At 35.0% G+C, this 15,338-nt stretch carries 10 protein-coding genes and 1 tRNA gene; 5 read left to right on the top strand and 6 right to left on the bottom strand.

The genetic code is table 11. The annotated features are described in order from the left end of the window. Positions 1–1,245 (bottom strand): MFS transporter, encoded by a 1,245-nt coding sequence (locus FFWV33_RS02870; RefSeq protein WP_108739508.1) that lies wholly within the window; start codon positions 1,243–1,245, stop codon positions 1–3. Between the two features lie 213 nt (positions 1,246–1,458). Here FFWV33_RS02870 and FFWV33_RS02865 point away from each other — a divergent pair. Further along, positions 1,459–1,545, top strand: a tRNA-Ser gene (locus tag FFWV33_RS02865). 419 nt (positions 1,546–1,964) lie between these two features. On the opposite strand, the gene FFWV33_RS02860 is transcribed toward FFWV33_RS02865, so the two are convergent. The 4 genes from FFWV33_RS02860 to FFWV33_RS02845 all read right to left on the bottom strand — a co-directional run bounded on the left by FFWV33_RS02860 (position 1,965) and on the right by FFWV33_RS02845 (position 8,438). Further along, a complete protein-coding gene (locus FFWV33_RS02860; protein ID WP_108739507.1) occupies positions 1,965–3,071 on the bottom strand; it encodes a HigA family addiction module antitoxin in 1,107 nt (368 codons plus the stop codon). 6 nt (positions 3,072–3,077) lie between these two features. After that, the gene (locus FFWV33_RS02855; RefSeq protein ID WP_108739506.1) at positions 3,078–3,401 is read right to left on the bottom strand and encodes a type II toxin-antitoxin system RelE/ParE family toxin; all 324 of its coding nucleotides are present in this window, start codon (positions 3,399–3,401) and stop codon (positions 3,078–3,080) included. A 63-nt stretch (positions 3,402–3,464) separates the two neighbouring features. Beyond that, complete coding sequence (locus tag FFWV33_RS02850) at positions 3,465–6,632, bottom strand: type ISP restriction/modification enzyme (RefSeq protein ID WP_108739505.1); 3,168 nt, start codon at positions 6,630–6,632, stop codon at positions 3,465–3,467. A gap of 558 nt (positions 6,633–7,190) precedes the next feature. Next, positions 7,191–8,438, bottom strand: a complete 1,248-nt coding sequence (locus FFWV33_RS02845; protein WP_108739504.1) for an MFS transporter — start codon at positions 8,436–8,438, stop codon at positions 7,191–7,193. Positions 8,439–8,529: 91 nt separating this feature from the next. Here FFWV33_RS02845 and FFWV33_RS02840 point away from each other — a divergent pair, with 91 nt between their 5' ends. The 3 genes from FFWV33_RS02840 to FFWV33_RS02830 all read left to right on the top strand — a co-directional run bounded on the left by FFWV33_RS02840 (position 8,530) and on the right by FFWV33_RS02830 (position 12,115). Beyond that, positions 8,530–9,417: a LysR substrate-binding domain-containing protein gene (locus FFWV33_RS02840; RefSeq protein WP_108739503.1), complete on the top strand. Its 888-nt coding sequence runs from the start codon at positions 8,530–8,532 to the stop codon at positions 9,415–9,417. A 456-nt stretch (positions 9,418–9,873) separates the two neighbouring features. After that, positions 9,874–11,229, top strand: coding sequence for a T9SS type A sorting domain-containing protein (locus tag FFWV33_RS02835; protein WP_108739502.1), 1,356 nt, complete (start codon positions 9,874–9,876; stop codon positions 11,227–11,229). Positions 11,230–11,413: 184 nt separating this feature from the next. After that, entirely contained in the window at positions 11,414–12,115 is a 702-nt protein-coding gene (locus FFWV33_RS02830; protein WP_108739501.1) for a porin family protein, read from the top strand. Here FFWV33_RS02830 and FFWV33_RS02825 read toward each other — a convergent pair. Continuing rightward, the gene (locus tag FFWV33_RS02825) at positions 12,110–12,715 is read right to left on the bottom strand and encodes a hypothetical protein (RefSeq protein WP_108739500.1); all 606 of its coding nucleotides are present in this window, start codon (positions 12,713–12,715) and stop codon (positions 12,110–12,112) included. The two genes, FFWV33_RS02830 and FFWV33_RS02825, sit on opposite strands and share 6 nt — an antisense overlap. Positions 12,716–12,880: 165 nt before the next feature. On the opposite strand from FFWV33_RS02825, the gene FFWV33_RS02820 reads away from it, so the two are divergent. Then, positions 12,881–15,325 (top strand): bifunctional UDP-N-acetylmuramoyl-tripeptide:D-alanyl-D-alanine ligase/alanine racemase, encoded by a 2,445-nt coding sequence (locus tag FFWV33_RS02820; RefSeq protein WP_108739499.1) that lies wholly within the window; start codon positions 12,881–12,883, stop codon positions 15,323–15,325. Positions 15,326–15,338 lie beyond the last annotated feature (13 nt).

Genomic DNA, 15,338 nt, shown 5'->3' with positions numbered 1-15,338 from the left:
CTACTTAGACGGCATTTTTTCAGGATGATGAACTATAGGGGTAACTTCTTCCTCTTTCGTTTTGTTTTTAAAAATCAGAAACACAATAGCAGCTACAATACAAAGGATGCCTTGAAGGGTAACCGTAAGGCGTGTGCCTATATTGTGCGACAAAATTCCGATGAGCAAACTCCCAATCGGTAGCATTCCTTGGTATGCCATGATGAAGTAGCTTATGCTTCGTGAGCGCATGTGTGAAGCACTCTTTAATTGTATATAGATATTGATTGAGGATGTTTGTGCCATCATACCAAGTCCACAAAGCGTGGTGCATACAAGCGCAACTAGTAAGTTTGGAGCAAAGGATAATAAAATCATACTAGAACCCAATAGCAGCGTAGCAGCAAGGGTAATTTTGGTCACATCTGTCCCTTGTTTTAAATTGGTCAAATAGATGGCTGACAAAAGAGATCCAATTCCTGCCGAGCTTTCAAACCAACTAAAGGTTTGCGCATTACCACTGAAGATGTCTTTGGCAAAAACAGGTAATAAGGTTATAAATGAGGTGACAAACAAACTACTACAGACTAGTAAAAGCAGCATTTTGCCCATATCAGCTTCTTTTTTTACATAATCAAGACCTTCGATAAAATCATTTAGTATTTCAATTTTATGATTTAGTTTGGGTTGGTACGTTAGGCGCATCAGGAACAAAGAGCACAATACAGGTAGGTAGCTCAAGAAATTACCAATAAAACAAACATCTGCGCCAAATCGATGCAAAATAATTCCGGCAAGAGCTGGTCCTGCAATTCGGGCAAAGTTGCTCAAGCTTGTATTTAATGCTACAGCATTGGCTAGATTGTCTTTGTTGTCAACGATCTCAACCATCATGGTTTGCCTACAAATCATGTCAAAAGAGTTAATGATGCCTTGAAACAAGCTCAATGCCATGATTAATTCGATATTATAGGTTTTGGTATAAAAAACCAATGCCATTAATCCTGCTTGAAACATGGCCATAAATTGTAAAACAATCATGGTTCTGTGTCTGTCATACTTTTTTAAGAAACTACCTGCCAAGGGCGATAGGAATAGCGACGGTATCATACTGAAAAACATCACAAGTCCTAATAAAAACACCGAATTGGTGATGCTGTACACCATCCAACTCACGGCAGTCTTTTGCAGCCAGGTCCCAATCACAGAAATGGACTGACCGTAAAAGAATATTTTAAAATTTCTAGATTCTAATGCTTTAAACATGCTATTTTGTATTTGCTACAAAGGTCGGGATTATGAATTCATTAAAAAAGTTAAAGGTTTCCCTTATTTTGGCAGATAGAATGCATCGATTTAGCCGTTTCACAAGATTATTTTTATGAAAATAGTGTTATAGCAGTTATAGAAATAGTTGGATAATATCGTTCGAAATTGTTTTTTTAGTCGATTTTTTTTAGGTTATTTGCAATCCCATTTAGAGAGGTGTCTGAGTGGTTGAAAGAGCTAGCCTGGAAAGCTAGTATGTGGGCAACTGCATCGTGGGTTCGAATCCCATCCTCTCTGCAAAGAAATAATGCTTCCTGAAAGGGGAGCATTTTTTGTTTTAAAGCGTGACCAACTTTTTAGTTTGGCTAAGCTATAAAACAAAAAAGGCTCAGGCATGGAAATGTTAGGCAAGATTTCTTTGCGTGAACTTCCATTGGGATCAACGGACTTCTTCCTATTTGTTGTATTCAATTCTAATCAAACTTTATTCTAACCCAATTTTACACCCATAAATGTAAGGTTGAGAAAAAATGCTTATCGATGTTTATTAAAAAAGCCAACTGAACAATTGGCTTTTTTATTTAAGATTGATTTGTAATTATATTTTAAACAGGTTGTTTTTTATTGATTTGTTTAACATGAGTAGTACAACGTGTTCGTTTTTTTCTGTTTTGTTAACATGACCTTATTACTAATTGGAATTTAATAACTTTTAATTAGTGAATTGCATTGTCAATCGTTGTGTAGGTTTTAAAATCATCTAATTCGAAACAAGCTCTTCCTCTCACAATACTTGGGTGTGTTTTGATTCTCATTGAAAATGGTACTATCGCTTCATCTTGATTGATTTTATAATTATCTCGCTTGTATTGAGTCCAATCTTCGGGATTGATTAATTCATTTTGCGCAAAAAGATTTGCTTCTTTCTCTTCGTTAGAATTTTTATAATCACCGTCTTCATTTTTACTGTTAAGATCGATAAATTCTGCTTGATTGTTGTTTACCAAATGCTCGTAAACATGCCCTAGTTCATGAAATAAGGTAAAAGCAAAATTGTCCAATCTTTTGTGTCTCAAAGTCATTCCAATTGCTGGATTTCCATTACTCCAGAAAGAAACTCCGTCAACTGGTGTCTTATCTCCTTTTTCTTGGTAAATCAACTTTATACCATACTCTGAAAGACATTTTTGTACTTTCTTTAGTACATCTTTATTTTCGAACAGAATATGTTTTAAGGTTTTAATTAAGTCTTCTTTACTTTCATGATTAAAAGAAATTACATTTGTTTCACTAGCTCTAAATTTCACTAGTTTAACCCATCCCATAATATTTACCACATCTGCATGAAGCTTTGTCGATTTTTTAAATCTTGCAAAATTACTTTGCACACTCATAGTTGCCAATTGGTCTATGTTTGAGACTTGATAAACAGTTTTAATACGCTCGATATCTAAACATGGATCTCCTGAAATTATTTTTTCTTTCTTAAAAAAAGAAATAGGAATAAAATTCTTGATTACATTCCAAATTTCTATTGCTTCTAAACGTAATTTATTTTTTTCTGTGATGCGAGCTATGTCTAAGTCGTAGTTTTTTTGCATTTCGAGCCAAAAATCAGCATCAATGCCAAGGGCTTTTTCTAATAGCAATGCTGTTTCGGCGTTAATGTTTCTTTTTCCTTTTATGATTTCATTGAGTTGGCTGCGGTTAAAGCCTATGAGTTTTGCAAATTCTATTTGAGAATAGTCGTTTGCCTCAATTTCATCTACTAAAATAGTGCCTGGGTGTGTAGCAATTAGCGGAGTTATAGTTGTCGTCGTCATCTTTTGTTATTTTTCGTAATGTTTACTTAAATCTTCGATTTCTAATACATCGATTTTTAGATCATCTGAAGTAGAAGCTACTTCATGAAAAAGAACGCGGTACTGCTTATTGACATAAACCGCACTAACCCCTTTGAGGTCACCTTCTTTTTTTTCATAATGCAAACTTTTAATTTTATATAACTGTTCAATGCGAGTGACGGATTTCAACACATTAATCGTTTTTACATATTGTTTAACCAATTGAGGATTGGATTTGAATTCTTTATACGGCTTTACAATTCCTTGGTAAAGGTCGGACAAGTACTCTTTTTGAAATTTTATGTCCATAATTGGTTTTGCAAATATACAATATGTTCACGTATTTGTGAACATATTGCCGTTAATTTATTTTTAAATCTCAATTTTATCAATCTCCTTCATAATCCTATCGGTCTCATATAACGCTACAATCATTTTTTGATAGTGCAATATATCTTCAAATGACAATTCTCGTTCCTTGCGATCTTTGAGCCACTTTTGAGCGGGTTGGTAGCCACCAATATAGAAGTTCCAAGCGGTTTCGGGTACCTTATCAAAATATTGGGTTTCGTTGATGTAAACACGACCTAGATTTTGGTGCTGGTAATTCTCTGTACTTTCAGTGTCACAATTCCCCTCCATTGGAGGGGAATTGAGCGGCGTGCTACTGACATATTTTGGTTTCCCCACAATGTTATCGCCGTCTTCGGGATATTCGGTGATGTAGTTTTCTACGGTTTCGCTTTCTAGTAAATGCAACTGACGCAATTGACCACCCAATGCAACTAATTCCCAAAATTTGACTACATCGTTCGGATAAGGAACACGAGGAAAATCTATTTTCAAGAATTCTTTGTAGGTTTCACGATAGGTTGGCGAATGCAAAACGGCATAGATGTAATCTAGAATATTTAGCGGTGTCAATTGATTAGTTTCTACCTTAACTCCTGCAGGAGCTTCTTCTGGTGTAAAAAACAACCCCAAACCATCTGCAAATTTCTTGACCATTTCCATGTTTAAATTTGGAACTCGCTCGGGCGTTTCTAATAAGTTTTGTTGGGAATTGGGTTCTGGGTAAAGGTATAATGGAAAATGATATGATCCCGTTGAACTTTCTGCGGTTTTCATTTCAGATAATGTATTCGAAATAAAAAAGTGACTAATAATATTATTTTTTGTTTGTCTTCCGAGTAATAATGCATAATTATTGTAAAACGAATGTTTTATTTGTTCTTTTCGGTGACGGACAACTAATTCTGTGTTATAATAAATTTGTCTATTATCGAATGGACGATACGTTAAACTTTTACATTTATTTATTTCAAATAAATCAACTTTATTATTTGTAGAATTATAATAATCTTCTATTTGAAATTTTAAGCATTTAGTAGTAAAGCCAATGACTACGGCATCTCTATGTGTTTTTATTCCCGCAGCTTTAACGGAAAATAATTCTATTATTGAAAGGCCTTTATTATATTCAGTTTCACCATCTAAATTTTTATTAATAAAAAAGTAATTAGGTATATTATTTGAAAGATTACTCCATCCAATTGACTTTATATTATTATCATTTAGGAAATTATATTTACTTTCTCTTTTTCCATATAAATCTTTATGTAACAAGTCACCCAATTCATTTTTTTTCTTCTTACCAGTTTTTATAAATAAATTGATTGATACTCCTTGCATAATATCAAATACATTTTGGTCAACGGAACCATCAGGACAGACTTCTTTTTTCTTAGCATTTCCATGTAAGTCCAAAATGTAAATTTTATCAAAACTTTCTAATAAATGTTTACGCATTTGGCGATGTGTGATACCATCAATAAAACTGTTGTTTGTAATGTATGCTAAAATACCTTCTCCATTTTTGTCAATAAAATGCTGACCAAAACGAATGAATTTTACATAATCATCTGATAGCGAATTGTAACTTTTCTCATTTAAATCTTTTTTATAATCGGCTGTTAGACTTTCGATCCAAGGTGATTTGTTAGAACTACTCACACTATACGGTGGATTCCCAATCACCACCATTACAGGCGCATCACGCTTAATTGCATTCGCTTGGTCGGCTTCGTCAGAAAGCCAAGAACTAAATAAAGTTTGGGTATCAGGATGTGCTTCTTCGAGTGAGTTGGTCAAGAAAATACGAAAACGCTGGTCATCGGTTGGTTTGTAACCTGTCTCAGTCAAAAGCATGTCCATTTTTAAATGTGCCATAGCATAACTCGCCATTAATAACTCAAAACCATTCAATCTCGGGATTAAATCATTGGTTACATATTTGCTCCAAATTCCTTGTTGTCCTTTGAATTTTTGGTGAATGTGTTTCACGACTTCTGCCAAAAAGGTTCCTGTTCCCGTGGCTGGGTCTAGGATTTGTACTTTGTGAACTTCGATTTCGGTTTCTACTTCTACAATTTTAGATTTGGCTCCTTTTCCCGTTTGGGTAACGGCTTTCTTTTTGATTTTGGTTTTAGAGGTGTCTGCTAATCCTTGTGGTAAGTTGAATTCGGTTTTTAAAATATCATCTACCGCACGCACTATGAAATTCACCACTGGTTGTGGCGTGTACCAAACCCCACGTGCTTTGCGTAGCGCAGGATTGTATTCGCCCAAAAAGGTTTCGTAAAAATGTACAACGGGATCTTCTTGCTTGGTACTTTTACCAAAGTTTTTCATGATATGCGCCACATCAGTCGCTAGGAAAATGTTGACCAATTCGTCTACAATCCAAACTAAACGGCTATCAAGATCATAACCCGCAATGTCTTGGAATAATTTTCTTAAAAATGGATTTGATTTCGGGATTAATTCTGCTGCTTCCATTCGAGAAAAAGTAGGCAAAGTAGGGTCGTGATAGCGCGCGGCAAACATACCATATGCAATGGTTTGCGAGTAAATATCTGAGAATGCTTTATTGTCTATGTCGTGAATCAACATTTGTTGAAACGATAGCATTTGTGATTTTAATTGTGATCGGGTGTTTTCAACATCATCATGGTTTAATGATTTTTCGATAACATCAGCCATCAACCGTGCTTTTCCCGCCATCATTTGCGCCAACTTAGTTGGCGATTTTATGGATTGCGAAATGACTTCGGCAAAATTTTGAATGAGGTGTGTGAACTCATTAAAATTACCTTCAATCGGAATGATGTTGCTATTTTCTAATTTTGCAATGGCAATTTTTGTGATTAACTGACCGTCTTTATAAAAATGAAAGTCCATATAATCTGTAAAAATCAAATTGGATAGCCCTGATTTGTAGCGATCAAATTGTTCTTTTAAAGTTTTACTACCCAAATCAACGCCAATGTCTTTGGCTTCAATATAGCCAACAGGAATATCTTTGCGTGTCAATACATAATCAGGTGCACCACAGGCTACGCGTGCGGGTTCATTGGTTACCAAAACATCTGGTAAAATGGCCATTATTAAATTTTGTAAATCACCACGGTAGGAGTGTTCACGTGCGTTGCCTGTTTGAAATAAAATAGTTATTTTGGTAATATACTGCTGAATGGTCATCGTTAAAAGTTGAAATTAATGGTTTACCCTTCAATTAAAAGGCTTCAATTGATAGTGTAAAGTAATGAACTTTATAGTGAAGTGGTATTGTATAAAGTCCTTATGATATTCAAATATACTTTATTAAATCTTAGCTTTTTAAAAAAATAACATGAATGGTTATACTGACAGTTTTTTAGGTGATATGACAATGAATGATCTTATTTAAGCCATTAAATTTTATTTGACTAGTACTATTTAAGAAGTTATTCTGGAAAATATTTCTTTCGAATAACTATGGTAGTAGTCACCCGATAACGCAGACTTGCAATCCGTGATTACAAAGTAAAGCAAACAAAATAAGATATAATGTCAGCAAAATATAAAATAACAAGAAGCTAGTAATTTTCTTTATAAAAATCACAAAAGGTGGCTGTGCTATTTTTTCAGTTCTGCACGCAATTATGCAAGATTAGACGATGATCTAGATGTTGTTTTACTAGAAATATTTAAAATTAAAAAGTGAAGTCGCATCATTATTTTTTTGAACACTTTTTTCATGGCGGATCAACATCTTAATTAGCAACATTTTTTCTCAACTTTATAGATTAATGGGCAAGACAGTGCCGCTTCAGATTTTCTATGTTTTTCATAGTAAATATAAATAGCTACAGAAACTAAACAAATCAACCCTTGAAACGCAACGGTACTTCTTGTACCAATAACGTGTGATAGGTAACCTATAATTAAATTCCCTACAGGTATCATTCCTTGATAAGCCATCATGTAGTAACTGATACTTTTTGAACGCATTTGCGAGCTGCTAGTCGTTTGGATATAAATATTTACCGATGATGTTTGTCCCATCATACCAATACCGCTAGCGACCATGCAAATTAAGGTTAGTAACAGGTTTGTTGAAAACGATAAGATTAGAATACTTGAACCTAATAAAATACTGGCGCCAAGCATTAATTTTTGAATATTTGCGGTCGATTTTAGGTTGGCTAAATAAATAGCCGAAACAATGGACCCTATTCCCGCGGCACTTTCAAACCAACTAAATGTTTGTGCATTTCCATTAAAAATGTCTTTTGCAAAAACGGGCATTAGTGTATTAAACGAAATTACAAATAAACTGCTACAAGTAAGCATGAGTAACATTCGAGCCATGTCACCTTCTTTTTTTACATAATTGAAACCAGCAGCTAAATCATCCATCATTTTGACTTGGAGCATGGGTTTAGTGACTTTTTTAATGCGCATTAGTGATAACGAAATCAAAACCGGAATATAACTCAAGAAGTTACCAATGAAGCAAATATCTTCTCCGTACTGATGTAGAATTATCCCTGCCAAAGCGGGGCCAGAGATTCTAGCAAAATTAGTTAAGGTTGAATTCAGCGCCACAGCATTAGGTAAATCTTTAGGGGCATCCACAATGTCAACCATCATCGTTTGACGACAGGTCATGTCAAATGCATTTATAAATCCTTGAATTAGGCTTAAAGCCAAAATAAAAGTGATATTGTAAATTTTTAAATAAATAAGCAAAGCCATTACACCCGCTTGTAACATGGCTAGTGATTGCAACAAAATCATTGTACGATGTCTATCATAACGGCCAATGATGCTACCTGCGATAGGAGCAAGAAATAACGATGGGATCATACTTAAAAAAGTAGCCAGTCCTAGTAGAAAAACAGATCCAGTGATACTGTACACCATCCAACTTACCGCTGTTTTTTGCAACCATGTACCTATTACAGAAATAGACTGTCCGTAAAAGAACAATTTAAAATTGCGAGATTTAAGTGCTTCAAACATAACTGATTTTATTTACTACAAATTTCGGCATTTTGAAATCATTAGAAAAATTAATCATTATTACTGATAATGATTAGTAATACTTATTATTATGGAAATTCAGCAACTACACTATTTTATCACAGCCTCAAAAGTGCTTCATTTTACCAAGGCAGCCGAGTTATGTTTTGTCACACAGTCAGCATTATCGCAACAAATTAAAAAGCTAGAAGAAGAGTTGGGGATGCCTTTGTTTTTAAGAACAGCCAAGAAAATCCAATTAACAGAGGCGGGTTCCGTTTTTTTAAAACACGCTAAGCAAATAATCAACGATGTGCAATCAGGTCAGCAGGCAATTGATGATTTAAATGCCATGATAGGAGGTGAGTTACGAATAGGAGCAACCTATATTTTTGGCGCCTTGGTTTTGCCTGTCGTACAAACATTTGCAAAAAAGTATCCACAGCTCAAAATAAGTGTAGAATTTGGCGCCACCGAACCCTTAGAGCAAAAATTATTGAATAACGAACTAGATCTAGTGCTCGTGATTTCAGCTAATAAAATCAGTTCTACTATTAAGTCGGTTGCATTGTTTGAATCGGAGTTGATTATGGCTGTTGCCAAAACAAATCCGTTGGCCAAGTTAGAGAAAATACCTTTTCGAGATTTAGAAAATATTCCCTTAATTCTACCTTCACGGGGTTTTAATTCACGGGAGTTTCTAGACAACCTATTTGAAAAAAACAACATGCATCCTACTATTTCTATAGAATTAAACGCCATTCATCCTTTATTGCAAATCATAGAAAATAGTCATTGGGCGACCGTTGTAGCAGAAATGGCCTTGATTGGATGGCCGAATTTAAAAGCTGTCAAACTAGAAGGGGTAAAAACAGGAAGGAGTTCGTTTATTCTGACGTTAAACAATGAGTACCAAAAAAAAGCAGTACACCTCTTTGTCGATGCTTTTAAAAACGTTCTTTCTGCAGCAAAGCTGTAGATGGCTACATTCTATTTCTTGATGTTGTTTGTATGTAGGCGAGAGAGGTAATCTAGTCGTTGAAGGCATACGCATGTTATGCATCTATAGGGTAAGATGTAAAGAATTCGAAGCTGTTTTTATATGTTAAAAGTTAAGCAGTAATAAAGTTAAAATAAATTTACTAGTACTTTTTTGTGTCATCATCGATAGATTTTTTGGCAGATTCCTATTGTTTTGCATGAAAAATTACTCTTTGTGAATTTTTATGCACAATTATTATCAAATACAGGGTATAAGGTAAAATAGGACTATAGTGTGCTAAAATACTTTTAATATTGCCGTTGTTCTATTGGTAGTTTTGTATTGTTAGGGTTTGTTAATGTGTAAGTTAGTTGTTTTGCTGTCAAGGTTTCCTGCTGCTTCTTTTCATTTCGATCCTAAATTCAAACTACTAATTAATAAATAAAAACTATTATGAGAACAAAATTACTTAAAAAATTAACTTTCGGAATTGCATTTTTTGCAGCTTCAGCAATGTTTGCACAACAAGGTCCAACAAAGTATACTTTTACAGGAACAGAGCAAGGGTGGTCAAAAGGTTATGGACCAGGAGTAGTTGCCTACAATGCAACTGGTGGATTAACTGCTGATGGAGAAATTACTTTAGATCGTACAGATGGAGCAGGTTCTGCAACCAATAACAATGCAAACATCAGAAGAGGACAAGGTGGTGCTGATGCTTTTATTGTTTTGAACGCAGATGTATATAACTTCATTAAAATAAGAGTTAAAAATTTAACAGAAGCTGTGAATGTTCAGGTTTCAGGTACGTTTAGACCTGCTGGAACAACTGGAGCTGGGGTATCTTTCCCTAATACTACAATATCTAACGTGATAGCGCCTAAAGAGGCGGGTGGGTATCAAACAATATACTTAGATATAACTGCGCTTACAGGTGAGATTACTCGTTTGGATTTATTGTTTAGAGCGTCTAGTGCTCTTACAGATCCTGCAGGGGCTAAGTTGTTTATTGATGAAATCGAATTCTTGACGACTATTCCTCCAACTGAATATTCTGAATTTGTTCAAAATCCAAATTTTGAAGATCCAACTGGGGTGGCTTTTTATACCGGTAACGGTGCCTCAAGAAGTTTGTCTTTTACAGCGCCAAAAGAAGGTTCTGCAAGCATGAAAAATGAATTTACAGAAGATCAAACGAGTAATTTTTGGAGTTTTAGTAACTATAAAAAAACCTATGCAGCCAATTCACTTGTTAACAAAACAGCAACTGTAAAACTTTGGGTTAAAACAAATAGAACTACTCCAGCAGAGATTATTGTAAGGTTGAAAACCACTGATGCATCTGGGAGTAATACATCAAATTTTCCAACGGCGATTAAGTCGACTACTAATTTTTCTGGAGCATGGGAAGAGTTAACTTTTGACTTGCCATTTACAGATGCAGGAATCGAAGGAGTTACCATGTTTTTTGGTGTAAATTATACTGATGGAGCACCTACAAATGCGGCTAACGGAAATATATTCTATTTTGATAAAATGTCTGCGACTATTGCAACAACTCTAGGTGTAAAAGAAAACACATTAGAAGGTGTGAGCATGTACCCAAATCCAACGACAGATGCGGTTACTATTAACTCGATTAATGGAGGAGATATTACAGTGTTTAATAGCCTTGGAGCTACTGTTCTTTCTGCAAAAAATGTTTCTACAAATCACCAACTTTCTATCTCTAGTTTATCTTCTGGAGTATATTTTGTAAAAATTGTTTCTGATAATAAATCATCAATTTCTAAGATTGTAAAAAAATAAAATCGTTGTTAGATTATTTGTTAAAACCACCAGGCTATACTTTATAGTTTGGTGGTTTTTGTTTTTAGGGATAAAAAAGGATGTAATTTGATAACGGGTATCTTCCTGCATTAAATTTTTTATATTTGTATTAAATTCTGTTTGCCACTTGAATAGGGTTTTCAAACTAAAATCTCAGATTTCCATGCGACAATTACTGCTTCTTTTTACTCTTTTTTCATTTGTTAGCATACAAGCACAGGAAGAGGAGGTACTTGAAAAACCAACTATCATAGTTGCTGATTCGTTATACCGTGAAGATCAGTTTTATTTTGGATTTACGTATAATACGTTACAGAATAGGCCGGCAAGCTTGGATCAAACTAAATTTAGCACGGGGTTTTCTGCGGGTTTTTTGAGGGATATGCCTGTGAATAAAACGAGAACAATAGCCCTTGCTACGGGTGTTGGTTTTACATACAACAATTATTTGCAAAACCTAAACATCACTCCAACTGGGCAAAGCAATACCTATTCTTTGTTTGCATCGGATGCTGATTATAGCAAAAATAGATTTTCACAGTTGTCCATTGATGTTCCATTGGAATTTCGTTGGCGTACATCAACCTATCAATCGTATAAGTTTTGGAGAATTTATGGGGGCGTAAAATTTAGTTATGTACTATATGATCACTACGTTTCAACTGTTGACAATGTGACCACAAAAATCAATAACAATACCGACTTTAATAAATTTCAATACGGAATCTATTTAGCAACAGGTTATAACACCTTTAATATTTATGCCTATTATGGTTTGAATTCTTTGTTTAAATCAGCTGCCATTTCGAATGAAAAAATTAAAATGAATGCGCTAAATTTAGGGTTGGTTTTCTACATTTTATAACCAAACGTACAGCAATAGTATTTGCGGAACACTACCAATCAAAAAACCAATACTGAGTTCGTATGGACTATGAGCTTTCATTTCTAGTCGGGATGATGCTACAACACCATTCATTAAGATGAAAAAGCTAATCCAATAGGTGTTTTGAGTTTGAAAATGCATGCTTAATCCAAGTACAAAGAGCGTCAATGCACTTATACCCATCATGTGTAAGCTGGCTTTTGTCTTTAAAAATAATAGTACCAAAGCGAGTAGAGTACTGAGTAAGGCTCCCAAGAAAAAAAAGTGAAACTCAGGATATCTTTCTACTGTAATTCCTTTTTTTACCAACAAAATCAATAAAAAAGACTGTATAACCAGTGGCAATTTACGTTCGCTAATTTTGGGTGCCATCATCGAGCTGATAGTTCCAAGCGATTTTAGTAAATAAAAAACCAGCAAGGGCAATACGACAGTGACTACAAATACCTGTAAAAAAATCAATAATTTTTCTTTTGTGATTTGCGTCGAATGATTTGCAAAGACGTAAAAAAAAGTCGCATACAACGGAATGAACAGTGGGTGAAAGAGATATGAAAAGGGTACGAGAAATTTTTTCAAAATACTGTTTTTGGTTCGATAAACAAATATAATAAAATTGTAGTATCATAATAGGTTTGGCGGCTTTGTATTGTAGAGCGATCAAATTCATTTGTGGTATTTGTCATGTTGGTTGTTCGTAAACTGACTAAGAAGTGTTATTTTTGAAGAAGATTCAAAACGATTATGAGTATTCAGTTAAACAATATTATTTCGATTTTAGGGGCGAATTGTACTTCCAATGTTAGTGCGGAAACCATTGATCATGTATCCATCGATAGCCGATCTTCACACAATGGTAATGCTACCTTGTTTTTTTCGATAATAGGACCTAATAATGACGGTCATCAATACATAAAAGATCTTATTGCTGGTGGTGTTCGCAATTTTGTTGTGCGGTACATTCCAGAAGAATTGGTTGATAAAGCAAACTTTTTGGTGGTCGAAAACACTTTGGAGGCTTTGCAAAAGTTTGCCATATACTACCGCGGACTTTTCCATTTTCCAGTCATTGGTATTACAGGGAGCAATGGTAAAACGATTGTAAAAGAATGGCTTAACTTTTTGTTGAGTCCGGATTATACCATTATCCGCAGTCCCAAAAGTTTTAATTCACAAGTAGGCGTTCCGTTGTCGGTTATTGGTATTAACGAAAAACACAATCTAGGGATATTCGAAGCCGGAATTTCTACCGTGTCTGAGATGGAAAAGCTCGAACCCATTGTGCAGCCTACTATCGGTGTTTTGACCAACATAGGTACATCGCACGATGAGGGTTTTGAAAATACCAATCAAAAAATCAAAGAGAAACTGAAACTTTTTGAGCGTGTTTCAGTTCTTATTTATAAAAAAGATCCCAAAGTCGATGCCTTGATTGCGCCAACGATTACTACTTTTTCATGGAGTGATGTGGATGAATCTGCGGCTGTGTTTATTTCGAAAACTACCTTCGAAGATCAAAAGACTACCATTACCTATCGTTTTGAAGGCGCTATTTTTGAGATTGAAATTCCGTTTGAAGACAAAGCTTCGGTCGAAAATGCTATCACTTGCCTGTTGGTGCTCCTATATATGAAGTATGATGAGGTGAGCATAAACGCGAGAATGGCGCTTTTGTATCCTGTTGAAATGCGTTTGGAAGTGAAAAACGGAATCAACAATTGCAATTTGATTGACGATAGTTATAGCTCCGATTTTCAAAGTTTAAAAATAGCGTTGGATTTTCTGGAAGGGCAAAAAAAGTTCGAAAAGAAAACGGTTATTTTATCTGATATTTTTCAGAGTGGCTTGACAGATGCTGTTTTGTACCATCAAGTCTCAAAATTGATCGAAGCCAATCACATTACCCGAGTGATAGGTGTAGGTGATACGATATCAAGCTTTAAAGAGCAGTTTGTAAATGGTCAATTTTATCCAGATACCGCGCATTTTTTGGCTGATTTTGAAAATTTAGATTTTTCGAATGAAACAATTTTGATAAAAGGAGCACGTTCTTTTGAGTTTGAAGAAATTGTGGCAGCATTAGAGCAAAAAAAGCATGAAACGGTGCTCGAAATCAATCTAAATGCTTTGAGTGATAATCTCAATTTTTTTAGATCGAAATTGAAGCCGAAGGTCAAAATAATGGTGATGGTGAAAGCATTTGGCTATGGCAATGGAGGTCTCGAAATTGCTAGTTTGCTAGAACATTATCAAGTGGATTATTTGGGTGTCGCTTTTGCTGACGAAGGAATTTCATTGAGAAAAGATGGTATTCGTTTGCCTATTATGGTACTCAATCCTGAGAGTACTAGTTTTGCATCTATCATTCAGCACCAATTAGAACCGGAAATTTATAGTTTGAGAGGTTTAAATAATTTCTTGAAAATTGCAGCAACCAAACAATTAAAAAACTTCCCAATTCATATAAAAATTGATACTGGAATGCACCGTCTTGGGTTTGAGCGAAAAGATATTTCGGAATTAATCGCTATTTTAAAAAATAATGATGCTGTGCAAGTCAAAAGTATTTTGTCGCACATGGCAACTAGCGACGACACAAATCATCGTGAGTTTGCCAATAGTCAAATCCGCCTTTTTGACGAATTGTCTTCTCAATTAGTAACAGAGTTGGGGTACAATCCTATTCGACATATTTTAAACACATCCGGAATCAGTAATTTTCCAGAGGCTCAGTACGACATGGTACGTTTGGGAATCGGAATTTATGGTGTGTCAAACAATCCAGATGAACAGCGTTTTTTGGAAAACGTAGGGACATTAAAATCGGTTATTTCACAAATACGTACCATTCCGGCAGGAGACAGTGTAGGTTATAGTCGTCGTTTTATGGCACAAAAAGAAACGAAGGTAGCCACTATTCCCATTGGTTATGCCGATGGAATTTCGCGAGGATGGGGGAATGAACTAGGTTTTGTAACCATCAAAAACCAAAAAGCTAAGATTTTAGGAAGTGTCTGTATGGACATGTTAATGGTTGATGTTACGGCTATCGAATGCCAAGAAGGGGATGATGTGATTATTTTTGGTGAAAGTCCAACAGTAGTCGAAATGGCTGAAGCACTGCATACCATACCGTACGAAATAATGACTAGCGTATCTCAACGAGTAAAACGTGTGTTTTATCGATAGTTCTGAAAAATAG

Origin of the sequence: Flavobacterium faecale (assembly GCF_003076455.1) — a bacterium.
Classification (GTDB): Bacteria; Bacteroidota; Bacteroidia; order Flavobacteriales; family Flavobacteriaceae; genus Flavobacterium; species Flavobacterium faecale.
Note: the sequence above shows the minus strand (reverse complement) of the source record. Positions and strands in the feature narration are given on the sequence as shown.

Coding starts and splice junctions, on each gene's coding strand:
- FFWV33_RS02855 (WP_108739506.1), bottom strand. CDS start 3,401: ATGGACATAAAATTTCAAAAAGAGTACTTGTCCGACCTTTACCAAGGA.
- FFWV33_RS02870 (WP_108739508.1), bottom strand. CDS start 1,245: ATGTTTAAAGCATTAGAATCTAGAAATTTTAAAATATTCTTTTACGGT.
- FFWV33_RS02860 (WP_108739507.1), bottom strand. CDS start 3,071: ATGACGACGACAACTATAACTCCGCTAATTGCTACACACCCAGGCACT.
- FFWV33_RS02840 (WP_108739503.1), top strand. CDS start 8,530: ATGGAAATTCAGCAACTACACTATTTTATCACAGCCTCAAAAGTGCTT.
- FFWV33_RS02830 (WP_108739501.1), top strand. CDS start 11,414: ATGCGACAATTACTGCTTCTTTTTACTCTTTTTTCATTTGTTAGCATA.
- FFWV33_RS02850 (WP_108739505.1), bottom strand. CDS start 6,632: ATGACCATTCAGCAGTATATTACCAAAATAACTATTTTATTTCAAACA.
- FFWV33_RS02820 (WP_108739499.1), top strand. CDS start 12,881: ATGAGTATTCAGTTAAACAATATTATTTCGATTTTAGGGGCGAATTGT.
- FFWV33_RS02845 (WP_108739504.1), bottom strand. CDS start 8,438: ATGTTTGAAGCACTTAAATCTCGCAATTTTAAATTGTTCTTTTACGGA.
- FFWV33_RS02835 (WP_108739502.1), top strand. CDS start 9,874: ATGAGAACAAAATTACTTAAAAAATTAACTTTCGGAATTGCATTTTTT.